Raw genomic sequence first — 13118 nt, 5'->3', positions numbered from 1 at the left:
GACGCCAACAACAGGCCCGGACCAGCCACTACAAAAGACGAGGCCACAGCCCAAGAGCTGAAGCCTCGTCACGGTAAGCACCGTTGCAGTACTAGTACTCCAGCAGGACTTCGACGTTTTGCCTGCCGGAGTACTGACGGCTCGCAGGTCAGGGCACCGGGACGCGGTACGGCTCCGGGGCCGGCTCGGCCCGGTGGTGGTGGCGGGCCGGGCGGAGCGGCCACCAGAGGGCGCGGCCGAGCAGGGCGGCGACGGCGGGCACCAGGACCAGGGACAGGACGACGGCGGAGAGCAGGATGCCGAGCGTCAGCGCGAAGGCGACCTGTTCGCTGCCCGGGGTGGCGGCGAGGGTCGCGAAGGAACCGGCCAGGACCAGGCCGGCCGTGGCGATGGCGGGCGTGGTGTGCCGTACGGCGCGGGCGACGGCGGCGCGTGGCGGGCCGGGGCGCTGCATCTCCTCGCGGATCCGGTCGGTGATGAGGATGTTGTAGTCGGTGCCCAGCGCCACGACGAACAGGAACAGCACCAGCGGGAGGGTGAAGCTGACGCCCGGTTCGCCCAGCCCGTGTTGGAACAGCAGGGTCGCGGCGCCGAGGGTGGCGGCGAAGCCGAGCCCGACCGAGAGCATCAGGACCAGCGGGGCGAGCAGGCTGCGCAGGAGCAGCAGCAGGATCAGGGCGATCAGGGCGGCCGCGACCGGGAAGACGATCGCCAGGTCGTGGTCGACGGCGGTGGAGATGTCGGCGAAGATCGCCGCCGTGCCGCCCACGTGGGCGCTGGTCCCGGCGGGTGTGTGGGCGGCGACCGCGGCGCGGACCGGGCCGGAGGCCAGGTCGCGGGCGCGCCGGCTCTGCGGGTCTGCGGTCAGGTAGAGGTCGATCCGGGCGGCGCGCCGGTCCCCGTTGAGGACGGTGCCGCCCGTCTTGCCGACGCCCTCGACCTGGGTGAGGGCGTGGGAGAGGCCGTCGAGCCGGCCGGGGGTGAGGGTGGTGCCGTCCGTGGTGACGACGTAGACGCTCGTCGGGTCGGAGACGCCGGCGGGCAGGGTGCGGGAGATCTCGGCGGCGGTGGCGGCGGCCGGGGTCCGGTCGCCGGCGCCGCCGAGGCCGTAGTCCATCCGGATCCCGGTCATCCCGGCGGCCAGCGCGCCGAGCAGGGCGAGGGCGGCGAGCAGCATCGGCAGCGGCCGCCGGGCGACGAGCGTGCCGAAGCGGGCGGCGAAGCCCTCGTCCGGCTGGCGGCGCAGGCTGCGGGAGGGCCAGAACATGCCGCGGCCGCAGGCGGCGAGCAGGGCGGGCATCATGGTGAGGCTGCCCAGCAGCATGACCAGGACGGCGACGGCGATGGCCGGGCCGAGCGAGCGGAACTGGCCGAAGCTGGCCACGCCGAGGGTGGCGAAGGCGGCGACGATGGTCAGCGCGGCCGAGGTGATCGCGGTGCCCACCCGGGCGGTCACCTGGGCGGCGGCTTCGCGGGCGGGCTGCTCGGGCCGGGCCCGCAGGTGCTCGCGGAAGCGGAAGAGCAGGAAGAGCAGGTAGTCGACGCCGATGCCGAGCAGGACCACGGAGACCAGCCCGGGGGTGCCGGCGTCGAGCTTGAGGCCGGTCAGCGTCGCGGCGACGGCCACGGCTCCGCCGGCCGCGCTGCCGATCATGGCGACGGCGAGCAGCGGCAGCAGGGCCGCCGCCACGCTGCGGAACACCAGCACGTTGAGCAGGACGATCAGCCCCATGACGAGCGCGCTGCCGACCGTCGCGGCGGTGCGGTGGGAGTCGGCGGTGTCCACGGCGTCGGCCAGTCCCCCGGTGAACCCGGTGCGCATCCCGGCGTCGGCGAACTGGGCCCGGGTGGCGTCCCGGAACGCCCGGTAGACGCCCTGGACGCCCTCGGCCGCGACGTTGCCGGTCAGTTCGACGGAGAGCAGTTCGAAGCCGCGGTCGGGCGCCACCATGGCCGGGGCGACCCGGGGGGTCTGGGACCGGTCGGGGACGAGGAAGGCCGGCTCGTCGTCCTTCCTGGGCATGACGACCCGGCGCTGGGCGAGCTTCGCCGCCTCGGCCTCGACCCGCTGCTGGTCGGCGGCGGTGAGCGCCTGGCCGTCGGTCCTGGCGACCAGCACCGTGACCGTGGTGGCGTCGGGCTTCATCCCGAAGTTCTCCTCGGCGATCCGCAGCGCGGCGGCCGAGTCGTAGCTCTTGGGCAGGAAGTCCCCGGTCTGGGACTGGGTGACGCGGGCGAGCAGCATCGGGCTCAGCAGGGCCAGGGAGAGTCCCAGCACCACCCAGAGGGTGATCACCTTCCACGGGTTCCTGGTGGAGTATCCGGTCAGTGCGCGGATCACGATTTCCTCCGGCGGTGGACGCGAGCGTCCGCAAGGTCGGTCTCGGCTCCGGGGGTTCCCGGCCGGGTTCCAGACCATCACCCGGGGTGGGCCGCGGACGTCCCTGCGACGGACGATCCGCACCGGGGCCCCTGCTCCTCGGCCGGGCCCGGACCCGGGACCGTGGTCCTGGTCCGGCCCCCGTGATCGGCCGTGGGGACCATGCCGGGGCGGGGTGGGCCGATGCCAGAATGGGGTCATCGGGCCTGTTCAGAGCCTGTTCAGGGCCTGAAACAGGGTCTGATCGGGGCCTGATCGGGCTCATCGGGGCTCGTCAGGGCTCATCGGGGCTCGTGGCTCGTGGCTCGTGGCGCGTCAGGGCTCATCGGTGAGGCGCGGCGCGGGCCGGGCACGGAGGGGGAACGGACATGGGCGGTCATCAACGCCCCGCGATGGACACGGCACTCGGGGCGGACCCGGCACACCCGGCACACCCGGCACACCCGGCGAGCGGGAGCCCGGGGCCCGGAGGGGTCGCGGACGCGCCGCCGGAGACCGACGGCGCGCCGTGGACCCACGCCGACGCACTGGTGGCCGCCTGCGTCTGCACGCTCGACCTGCTCAACTACCTGCTCTTCAGCGAGATGGACGGGGTACGCCGGGTGACCCCGCCGGGCCTGCTCCTCGTCGCGCTGTCGGCCCTGCCGCTGCTCGTCCGGCGCCGCCACCCGGTGCCGGCGCTCGCCGTAGTCCTGGCCGTCGAGGCCGCGATCGACCTGTCCACACCGGCGAGCACCCACTTCAGCGCCGTCCTGATGGTCGGCCTGTACTCGGTCGCCCGGGTCCGCCCCGCCCCGGTGACGGCGGCCGCCGCGGCGGCGACGACGGTGCTGACCACGCTGAGCCAGAGCCACCTGCGCGTCCCCTCCTGGCAGGCGCTCGCCGGCACCTCCTGCTCCACCCTGCTCGTGGCCGGCGCCGGCCTCGCCGTGGCGCGCTGGCAGCGGGAGGTCGCGGCCAACCGCAAACTGCTGGCCGAACGCGCGGTGGCCGACGAACGCCGCCGCATCGCACGGGAGTTGCACGACATCGTGGCGCACCACATCACCACCATGCAGCTGATGGCCGGCGGCGCCCGGGCCAACCTCGCCCACCCGGAGGTGGTCCGGGACGCCCTGGTCACCCTGGAGTCCTCCGGGCGGCTGGCCCTGCGGGAGATGCGCCAGCTCCTGGACGTCCTGCGGGCCGGCGACGAACCGGACACCGCCCCGCCCTCGCCCCAGCCCGGGGCCGAGGACCTCGGCCGGCTGGTGGACGAGTCCCGGGTGGCCGGCCTGCCGACCGACTTCGGCGTCCACGGGCCCCGCCGCCCGCTGCCGCCCACCGTCGGCCTGACCGTGTTCCGGATCGTCCAGGAGGGCCTCACCAACGCCCGCAAGCACGCCGGGCCCGCCCGCGCGACCGTCACCCTGACGTACGGCCCGGACCGGGTCACCGTCGAGGTGCGCGACGACGGGGGCACGGCGAGCACGGCGGGCACGGGCGGCGCCGCACCGCAGGAGGCGGTGCCGGCCGGCGGCCGGAGCGGGTACGGCCTGATCGGCATGCGCGAGCGCGTCGCCCTGCACGGCGGCACCCTGCGGACCGGACCACGTCCGGAGGGCGGCTTCGCCGTCCTGGCCGACCTGCCACTGGCCCCGGAGGAGACGGCCGACGCGGCCGTCCAGCACGGAACGGCGACGGCCCGGTGAGCGCGCACGATGACGGCCCGGTGAGCGCGCACGACGACGACCCGGTGAGGTCGAACGACGACGGCCCGGTGAACGCGGTGGCACCGGGCATCCGGGTCCTCATCGCGGACGACCAGCCGCTGGTGCGGCACGGCCTGTCCCTGATCCTCTCCCCCGACCCGTCCTTCGAGGTGGTGGGCGAGGCCGAGAACGGGGAGCAGGCCGTCACCGCCGCCCGCCTGCTGCGCCCCGACGTCGTGGTGATGGACATCCGGATGCCCGTGCTCGACGGGGTCGGCGCGACCCGGGAGCTGGCCCGCACCCTCCCCTCCTGCCGAGTCCTCGCCCTCAGCACCTTCGACATGGACGAGTACGTGGTGGCCGCGCTGCGCGCCGGCGCCCACGGGTTCCTGCCCAAGGACGTCTCGCCGGAGGAACTGGGCGCGGCGATCCGCACCGCCCACGCCGGCGAGGCGGTGGTCGCCCCGCGCCTGCTCACCCGGCTGATCTCCACCTACGTCCGGGCCCCGGTCGGCGCCCCACCGCCGGTCACCGACACGGGCGGGCTGACGCCCCGGGAGGTCGAGGTGTGGCGGTTGATGGCCACCGGCCTCGACAACGCCGAGATCGCCCGGGCCCTGGACATCAGCCTGTCGACGGTGAAGAACTACATCACCAGCATCTTCGGCAAGCTCGACGTCCGGGACCGCGCCCAGGCGGTCATCGCGGCCTACGAGTCCGGCCTGGTCACCGCGCGCACGGGAGGCGGGTAGCGGGGGCTTTCTGTCTGTCTGCGGGGGCTTTCTGTCTGCGGGTCCTTGTCGACCGCGAGCTCTACCTGCCCAGGTCCTGGGCCGAGGACCAGGACCGCTGCCGCGCGGCGAAGATCTCCGGCCGACGCCTGGCAGCGGATCCCGTGCGGTGCCGGCGCAAGGACCGCGTATCCACGACCGGGCGGCCATCCGGCTGCCCGCCGTGGCGGAGTTCGACTACCGGGGCGAGGTCCAGGTCCGCCAGCGGTGGGCACCGGCCCGCCGCAGTCTGAGCAGGCCCAGGGTGGTCATGACGGTCACGCGAGCCCATCCGTCCCGAGTGCCTCGCGCGCGATCTCGGCCCGGAAGCCCTCGATCAGGACGCGCAGCCCGTACTCGAAGTCGGCGTCGTGGTCGGTCATGCGCAGCACGTCGGCCGCCTCGCGCAGCAGCGGGAGGTCGCGCAGGGCTTCGTCCGGGAAGGGCGGCCGGGCGCGGTCGGCGGCGTCCTGTCGCCAGGCCTGCTCCTCGGTGACCCAGCCCATGATGTAACGGTCGATGGTGAGCAGCAGTCGCAGCGCGGTGCGGGGCCGCAGGCCGGCCTGCCGGAGGGCGTCCAACTGGGCTTCAACGGCGGGCAGTTCGTCTTCGGTGGGCAGCGTTCCGGCGTGCACTCGGGCGCCGTCGCGGTAGGCGAGCAGGGCGTGGCGCTTGGCGCGGGCGTCGGCGGCGAGCCAGTCCGGCCAGTGCTCCGGATCCGGGCTACGGTCGGCCGGGAGGGCCTCGGCGAGCATCGCCTCGGCCATCAGGTCGAGCAGTTCCCGCTCGGCTCCGTCCTCACCATGACGGCGATCCCGCTCCAGATCGCCGACCTCACCGGTTCACCGCTGGCCGTGGGCGCGGTCGGCGCCGTCGAACTCCTGCCGACCATCGTGTTCGGCCTCTACGGGGGCGTCCTCGCCGACCGTGCCGACCGCCGAACCGTCGCCCTGGTCACCGAACTCGCACTCGCCGCACTGAGCGCCCTGCTGCTCGCCAACGCGCTGCTCGGCACCCCCGCGCTCTGGCCGCTGTACGCGGCCGCCGGACTGGCAGCGGCACTGCAGGGCCTCCAGCAGCCCTCGGCGGAGGCGATGATCCCCCGGCTGGTACCGCCCGACCAGCTGGTGGCGGCGGGCAACCTGCTCTCGCTGCGCTGGAGCATCGCCGGGCTGGCCGGCCCGGCCACCGCCGGAGTGCTGATCGCCACGGCCGGCGTCCCGGCCGCCTACCTGGTCGACCTCGGCACCTTCCTGCTCTCGATCGCCCTGCTCACCCGCGTCCGGCCCGTCCCCTCGCAGCGGGACGCCGAGGCACCGCGACTGCGGGAGTTCGTCGACGGCGCCCGGTACGCGGCCCGCCGCCCCGACCTGCTGGGCACCTACCTGGCGGATCTCGCGGCCACCGTCTGCGCCCTGCCGACCGCGCTGTTCCCGTTCCTCGCCCAGGAGTTGGACGCGGTGTGGGCGCTCGGCCTGCTCTACTCGGCCGCTGCGGCGGGCGGCCTGCTCGCGGCCGCCACCGGCGGCTGGACCGAGCGGGTGCACCGGCACGGCCAACTGGTGCTGCTCTGCGCCGCCCTCGTCGGCGCGGCGACGGCCGCGGCCTCGTTCGCCCCCGGCCTGTGGACCATCCTGCTCTGCCTGCTCGTCGCGGGCGGCGCCAATCAGATCGGCGACACCTTCCGCAGCGCGATCTGGAACCAGTCCATTCCGGACGAACTTCGGGGCCGTGCCGCCGGTCTGGAGATGCTGATCGGCTCCGCTGGCCCCGCCCTCGGGGACCTGCGGGCCGGCGGTCTCGCCGCCCGGCAGGGCATCCGCGTCGCGCTGCGCACCGGCGGCCTGCTCTGCCTGGCCGGCACTGCCGCCCTGTCGGCCGCACTGCCCGCGCTCTGGCGCTACGACCAGCGCGACCAGCTAAGCCACCCCGACCAGCTAAACCACCTCGACCAACCCGACCGGCCCGACCGGCCCGACCGACAACCCACGCCATGACCGCCCACCCCGACAGCGGCGAACCGGGGCGCCGCCCCTCAGCCCCGGGCGGGCACCGTGGCGTGCCGGGCGATCAACGCGCCGAGCCGGCCCGGGTCGCCGGTGCCGCGCTTGGGCAGCACGGTCAGCACGTGCGTCTGCTCGTCCCCGCCCAGCAGGACGAAGAGTTCGGGCGTCTCCAGGTAGTACGGAAGCTCCCGCCAGGCGAGTTCGGTGCTGGACACCGCGTTGGTGACGGTCACCCCGGCCTCGCCGAGGACGATCCGGAACTCGCCCTTGTCCGCCGCCATCCGCCGCACCTGACGCAGTTGCAGCCAGGGCAGTCCGACCACCAGCAGCAGCGCGACCGCGAGCATCACCAGGGCCGGCGGGCCCACCGCCCGGTCGGCGACCGAGGTCAGCACCGCGCCGGCCGCGGCGCAGGAGGCGATCAGGTACCTCGACCGCCGGGCCCGTCGACCCGCCGCCGCGCCCCGGGCTCGGGCCGCGAAGGCCGCCCGGAAGTCCGCGGTCGTCGGCGTGTAGCGGACCTCGACCGACTCCTCCACCCGCTTGCCGCCCTCCACCCGCGCCCCCTCCGCACCCTCCACCCGCAACCCCTCCGTACCCTCCGCCCGACGCCTCTGCCGCCGGATGCTAGCAAAGGCCGTGTGCACCCGATCCATCACCCTCTCCCTCCCCTCGCGGTGACGCGATTCCGCCGCTCCCGGGCGGGCATCGTTGACCTCCCGCCGCACCCGGCGGTTGGCTCACCACGAACCGGCCGCCGGGGAGTTCGGCGCGGCCGGCCGTACCCAGGGGAGGGACCAGATGACCCGCACACGTTCCGCACCACACCTGCTGCGCGCGGCCGGCGCGCTGGCGGCGGCCGCGCTGGCCGCCGTCACGGTGGCGACGCCCGCCCAGGCGGACGCGCCGCGCGGCCGCACCGAACGGGTGTCCGTCGGGCTCGGCCAGGCGCAGCCCGACGGCGCCTCGTACGCCGCCGGTCTGAGCGCCGACGGCCGCTTCGCCGTCTTCACCTCCAAGGCCGCCAACCTGGTGCCCGGCGACACCAACGGCAAGTCGGACGTCTTCGTCCGGGACCTGTGGACAGGCCGGACCGAGCGGGCCAACACCGGCGCGGACGGCGCCCAGGCGGCCGACGACTCCTTCGACGCCACGATCAGCGGCGACGGCCGCTACGTGGCGTTCAGTTCCTACGCCACCAACCTCGCCCCCGGCGGGAACCTCGGCTTCGAGGACGTCTACGTCCACGACCGCTGGACGGGGACCACCGAGCTGGTGTCCACCGGCCACGACCCGGCCAAGCCGCAGACCGGCCGGCAGTCCGGCCACCCGTCGATCAGCTGGGACGGCCGGTACGTCGCCTACCAGTCCAACCGCTCCGACCTGGCCCCCGGCACGGTCACCTGGACGGGCGGCAACATCTACGTCACCGACCGCCGGACGGGCGGAACCCGCCTGGTCAGCGTCGGCGCGGACGGCACCGAGGCGAACGCCTCCTCCGCCGAGCCGGTGATCAGCGGGGACGGCGGCTCGGTCGGCTTCATCTCCAAGGCCACCAACATCATCGGCCAGGACAAGCCCGGCGCCCTCGCCGCGAAGGCCGCCGCCGAACTCGACGCCGTCTCCGACGAGGAGTTCGTCCGCGACTCCTTCCGGCACGACGACCAGCCGACGATCCTCAAGCCCCGCTTCTACCCCCTCTACGTCCGCGACCTCCGCGCCGAGCAGAGCGTCCTGGCGAGCACCGACGGAGCGGGCGGCTATCGCGGGGCGGCCTCGCCGGCGCTCAGCCAGGACGGCCGGTACGCCGTCTACTCGGCGCTGCTCCAGGACGGCAACGGCCCCTGGGGGCACCACTTCGAGGTGTACGTCCGCGACCTGGAGGAGGGCACCGAGACCCTGGTCAGCGCCGGGCTCCCGGGGACGAAGACCTCCGGCGACTCCTACCACGCGCAGATCACCGCCGACGCCCGCTGGGTCTACTTCGACTCCGACGCGGCGAACCTGGTGCCCGGGGACACCAACAACGCCGGGGACGTCTTCCGGCGCGACCTGTGGACCGGCCGCACCGAGCGGGTCAGCGTGGCGACGGACGGCTCGCAGACCGCCGGCGCCTCGGAGCGGCCGTTCGTCGACGCCCTCGGCACCACGGTGCTGTTCACCTCCGAGGACGGCACCCTCGTCCCGGGCGACACCAACCAGGCCCCTGACGTCTTCCTCCGCCGACTGCCGCTGCTCTGACCCGGAGCCGGCCGAACCCGGCCCGTCCTGGTCCGTCCGGGCCGGGCCGGGCCAGGCCAGGCCGGGCCGGGCCAGGCCAGGCCGGGCCGGGCCGGGCCGTGCTCAACGCGCCGGCAGCAGGTACCCCAACTGCGAGACCGCCGGCCACAGTTCGTCCGCCAGCCGGGCCGCGCCCGCCACCGCGCCGACGAACACCTCGGGCGCGCCCGCCGCGGCCACCAGCCCGCCCTTGGCCACCGTCGCCAGCCCGGCGACGAGCCCCGCCCCGGCCGCCGCCCAGATGCCCAGCGCGAGCAGCGCACCCGCGCCCAGCCCGGCCAGGAACAGCTCGCCCTCACGGGTGAACAGCCGTTGGTCGCGCTGCACCGCGGTGGCCAGTTCGGGGAGCAGCGTCGGCCCCAGCGTGCGGGCGCGCTGGCGGGCGGCGATCAGCCTGAGCATCGCCTCGCGGATCTTGTCGGGCAGTTGCACCGACCGCAGCGGCACCCGGTGGATGTGGTAGAGCACCAGCCCGTCGTAGCCGGGGCGCCCGTTCGCGGGCCGCGGGTGGTCCTTGAACTCCGCCCGGTTGGTGGGCCAGTAGCAGATCCAGTCGACGGAGGTCTCCCCGTTCGCCTCGGTGACGTTGAGCGGCATCGGCAGTACCATCAGCCCCGCGCCGAGCCGCCAGTCGGTGCCCGCGCCGACCACCGTGTCGGGCAGCTGCTTGACGGCGGTCTGCTGCATGACGGCCAGCCGGTTCCCGATCATCCGGCCGCACGGGTCCCGCAACACCGAGATCTTGCCCTGGAGTTCGCGGTAGGTGTCGAGGGCGCCGCCCTCGGTGCCGACCTCCAGGGCTTCCAGCCTCAGCTCCGGCACGTGGTTCTGGATGCCGAGCATGTCCGGTTTGAGCGCCCCGCCGGGGGTGAGCTCGCGGATCGCCTTGACCAGTTTGACCGCCGGGGTGCTCCGGTCCTTGAGCATCCGGGTGATCGCCTCGACCTTCGCCGCCGGGAAGACGTTGCGCAGGTCCTCGGAGAGCACCTGGAGCACCATCCGCAGCACCGGGTCCGGCGGCTGCTGGGTGAGCCTGGCGTAGGGCAGCGCGTCCTGCTGGTCGAGCCTGCCCCCACCACTCGCCGATCCGGTCGAGCTGGAAGGTCACCCAGGTCGCGCCGGGGCGGGCCTCGAAGTCCGTCCCGAAGTGGTGGCGGATCCACAGTTCGGCGGCCAGGTACTCGAAGACCGTGGGCGGCTCCGCGCGTGGCGGGCCCAGCAGTTGGCAGGCGTCCTCGTCGCGCAGGAAGCTCACGACATGTCCTTGAGCGGGCTGCTGACGGCGATGTCGGTGCCGGAGGTCGGCGTGTACTCGTTCCACTCGGCGATCAGGGTGCCGCGCCGGCCCGGGCGGCGGACCGGGAACGGTGTCAGGGTGCCGTCGTGGCGGTGGGTGAGGCCGGCCAGCAGCAGGTGCCGCCCGTCGTCCGGGACCCGCACCACCCGGGCGGTCTCCTGGATCCGGCGGTCGTCGTACTCGTCGACGAGCACGACGGCGTCCGCCTCGAAGCCCGCGCTGGACGCCACCGGCACCAGGACGGGCGCTCCCCCGGCGGCCGGTTCGACCGCGGCGGCGCAGGTGGTCACCACCTCGTCCTCCAGCAGCAGCGCGCTGCTGCCGGGGTTGGCCGGCGGGATGCCGGGGTAGTTCCGGTCGTCGTAGGCGGCGATCTCCCGGGCGATGGTGAGGTACGGGTGGTCGGCGGGCAGCGGGGCGCCGTGGAAGCCGCCTTCGGCGAAGCGCACCCAGGCCTCCTCCCAGCCCTTGCGCACGGTGAGCACCACCCGGGCGCTGCCCGCGCGCAGGAAGGCCTGCCGGTTGGCGTCGGGGTGGGTGATCCTGCTGACGAAGCCCCAGGCGGCGGGCGCGTCCCAGAAGTACGAGTAGAGGAAGGTGACGACGTTCTCCCACTCGATGGCCTGGTTGATGAAGGCCACCTCCGCCTCGTGCCCGAGCACGGCCGCCCAGGCCGCGGCGCTCACCCCGATCCCGCCGGTGTCGTCGCCGGGGAAGCCGGCGCCGTGGCGCAGCCGGTCGGGGTCGTTGCCGACGGAGGCCTTGAACGCGTCGACCACCTCCTGCGGCATCACGTGGTAGTCCACGCCGAGCAGGAAGCGCAGCACGCCCTTCATGACCTCGTCGCTCTCCTCGCGCCGGAGCGTGAGGGTGTCCACGCCGTTCAACCGGTCCCGCAGGGCGGCGGCGCGGGCGGCGAGGTCCTGCTGTTCGGCGTAGTACTTGGTCTGGGCGGCGTTGAACAGGGCCGACCAGACGCCGTTCTGCCACTGCCGCCGGGCCTCGTCGGTGGGTTCGACGACGGCCGTGAGGCTGAGCCAGGTCTGCCGGTTGTTGACCAGGTGGAAGCTCACCATGGACGGCCCGCCCGCGTGCCGCAGCAGCGCGCCGTTGGCCGGGTCGGCGAGGTCGACCGGGCCGTGGGAGCCGAACGGCTCGTTCCACTCGGGGATGGTGCTGCCGAGCACCTTGAGGTTGTAGTTGTAGTCGCCGGTGCGGCTCTCGGAGGCGAACTGGAACCAGAGGTTCTTGATCCAGTAGCCGTCCGGGACGGTGAGCGGCGGCGCGTCGTAGATGCCGGCGCCGTCGTTGTTCGGCGCGGTGGCGTTGACGTGGACGTCCGGGTGCGGGCCGGGGGCGAGCTGCACCACGGCGCCGTACCGCTCGGCGAGCACCAGGTAGTGCGGCTGGCTCTCGCCGGGGCGGACCTCCTCGGTGATGTCCGAGTGCGGCACGTCGAACTGGAACGGCCCCACCTTCGATTCCAGCGCGGCGAGTTCCGCGTAGGCCTCGCGCAGCGCGCCGGCCGGTTCGGGGATCGCCAGGTCGTAGGTGAGGCGCAGCCCGGAGCGGTAGAGCCGGACCCGCCACTTGCGCATCATGCTGAAGTAGTCGATCCGGATCGGGTCGGTGGGGCTGGCGTTCTTCAGCGTGCGGGTGGTGGTCTCCGAGGAGCCGGTGACGGTGGTCGTCGTGATGGTGACCTTGTGCTCCTGCTTGGTGCGGGAGGAGGCCTTCTGGGTGAGCGTGGTCGCGTGCTTGCGGCTGTCGGTGGCGGACTGGGAGTCGGAGTTCTGGCTGGTCATGCCGGAGGTGACGGAGCCGGAGATGAGCGGGATGCCGCCGGAGACGGTGCCGGTGACGTTGAACTGGTTGCTGTGCTGCAACTGGTTGGTGGTGGACTGGGAGAGTTCGGTGTTGTCGGTGACGCCGGTCTCGCTGACGTTCTCCAGCGTGTCGGTGACGATCGAGCTGAACTCCTTGGAGGTGACGGACCACTCCTTCTGGGAGACGGCCGTCTCCTCCAGCGGCGCGAGCGGGATGGTGGCGACGAGTTCGCCCCGCTCAATGCCGGCCGGGGCCATCTCCAGGCGTTCCAGGTTCATCATGCCGATCGGGGTGACGGCCGCGTTGTGGTCGTAGGCGGCGTTCGCGGCGGCGGCCCGGGCGGCCAGTGCCAGGCCCTCCTCGGTGCCCGCTGCCCGGCGCACCCGCTCCAGCGCGGCGCCGAGGGCGCGCAGCGCGGCGCCGTCGGCGGCGGCGAGGGCGGCGGCCCGCAGCGTGCGATCGGCCGGGGCGGCGGCGCAGGCGGCGAGCAGTTCCCAGGGCAGGTCCGCCGTCACCTGCTCGCGGACGGCGGCCACTTCGCCGGGGCGCAGGTCGAGTCCGCGCAGGTAGGCGTGCCCGGCGAAGGCCGGGCCGCGCTGCGGGCCGTCCACCCGGAGCGGGACGAGGGTGGCCTTCGGGATGCTGCGGGCCGCGTGGCCGAGCACCGGCGGCTGGCCGTCCGGCCACGATGGTGTGGGCGGGGTCGGCGGCGTCGGCGGTGCGGGTGTGTCCGGGAAGTGGTCGGGCATGGCGGTCCCCTCCGTCCGTCTGCTGCCCCGAGCCCTACCCGGCGCCGCCCGGGGGACGCGCCGCGCCCGAACGGCTCGCGGCGCACGGCGGGTTGCGAGGAAGTGCGGCAGGGCTGCC

At 74.3% G+C, this 13118-nt stretch carries 9 protein-coding genes; 4 read left to right on the top strand and 5 right to left on the bottom strand.

Translation table 11 applies throughout. The features are described 5' to 3' along the window. Positions 1–148: 148 nt before the first annotated feature. Positions 149–2341 (bottom strand): MMPL family transporter, encoded by a 2193-nt coding sequence (locus tag ACFVHI_RS33220; protein WP_380345537.1) that lies wholly within the window; start codon positions 2339–2341, stop codon positions 149–151. A gap of 431 nt (positions 2342–2772) precedes the next feature. Between ACFVHI_RS33220 and ACFVHI_RS33215 the strand changes: the two genes are divergently transcribed. Next, positions 2773–4071 (top strand): sensor histidine kinase, encoded by a 1299-nt coding sequence (locus tag ACFVHI_RS33215; RefSeq protein ID WP_380345535.1) that lies wholly within the window; start codon positions 2773–2775, stop codon positions 4069–4071. 77 nt (positions 4072–4148) lie between these two features. After that, positions 4149–4823 (top strand): response regulator, encoded by a 675-nt coding sequence (locus ACFVHI_RS33210; RefSeq protein WP_380345541.1) that lies wholly within the window; start codon positions 4149–4151, stop codon positions 4821–4823. A gap of 296 nt (positions 4824–5119) precedes the next feature. Here the strand turns inward: ACFVHI_RS33210 and ACFVHI_RS33205 are convergent, their stop codons facing one another. Further along, positions 5120–5608 (bottom strand): TetR/AcrR family transcriptional regulator C-terminal domain-containing protein, encoded by a 489-nt coding sequence (locus ACFVHI_RS33205; RefSeq protein WP_380345533.1) that lies wholly within the window; start codon positions 5606–5608, stop codon positions 5120–5122. Here ACFVHI_RS33205 and ACFVHI_RS33200 point away from each other — a divergent pair. Continuing rightward, a complete protein-coding gene (locus ACFVHI_RS33200) occupies positions 5507–6838 on the top strand; it encodes an MFS transporter (RefSeq protein ID WP_380345531.1) in 1332 nt (443 codons plus the stop codon). The genes ACFVHI_RS33205 and ACFVHI_RS33200 overlap by 102 nt on opposite strands. 38 nt (positions 6839–6876) lie before the next feature. On the opposite strand, the gene ACFVHI_RS33195 is transcribed toward ACFVHI_RS33200, so the two are convergent. Beyond that, on the bottom strand, positions 6877–7428 hold the full coding sequence (locus ACFVHI_RS33195) for a YcxB family protein (protein WP_380345529.1): 552 nt from the start codon (positions 7426–7428) through the stop codon (positions 6877–6879). Between the two features lie 220 nt (positions 7429–7648). Between ACFVHI_RS33195 and ACFVHI_RS33190 the strand changes: the two genes are divergently transcribed. Continuing rightward, positions 7649–9088, top strand: a complete 1440-nt coding sequence (locus ACFVHI_RS33190) for a hypothetical protein (RefSeq protein ID WP_380345528.1) — start codon at positions 7649–7651, stop codon at positions 9086–9088. A gap of 102 nt (positions 9089–9190) precedes the next feature. Here the strand turns inward: ACFVHI_RS33190 and ACFVHI_RS33185 are convergent, their stop codons facing one another. Both ACFVHI_RS33185 and ACFVHI_RS33180 read right to left on the bottom strand, forming a co-directional pair. After that, positions 9191–10126 carry a hypothetical protein gene (locus tag ACFVHI_RS33185; protein WP_380345526.1) on the bottom strand — a complete coding sequence of 312 codons (936 nt, stop codon included), beginning with the start codon at positions 10124–10126 and terminating at the stop codon, positions 9191–9193. A 252-nt stretch (positions 10127–10378) separates the two neighbouring features. Continuing rightward, complete coding sequence (locus ACFVHI_RS33180; protein ID WP_380345524.1) at positions 10379–13000, bottom strand: hypothetical protein; 2622 nt, start codon at positions 12998–13000, stop codon at positions 10379–10381. Positions 13001–13118: the final 118 nt, after the last annotated feature.

Origin of the sequence: Kitasatospora sp. NPDC127121, from assembly GCF_042677305.1 — a bacterium.
Taxonomy (GTDB): domain Bacteria; phylum Actinomycetota; class Actinomycetes; order Streptomycetales; family Streptomycetaceae; genus Kitasatospora.
The sequence above is the reverse complement of the archived record's forward strand: the minus strand, read 5'-3'. Positions and strand labels throughout refer to the sequence as shown.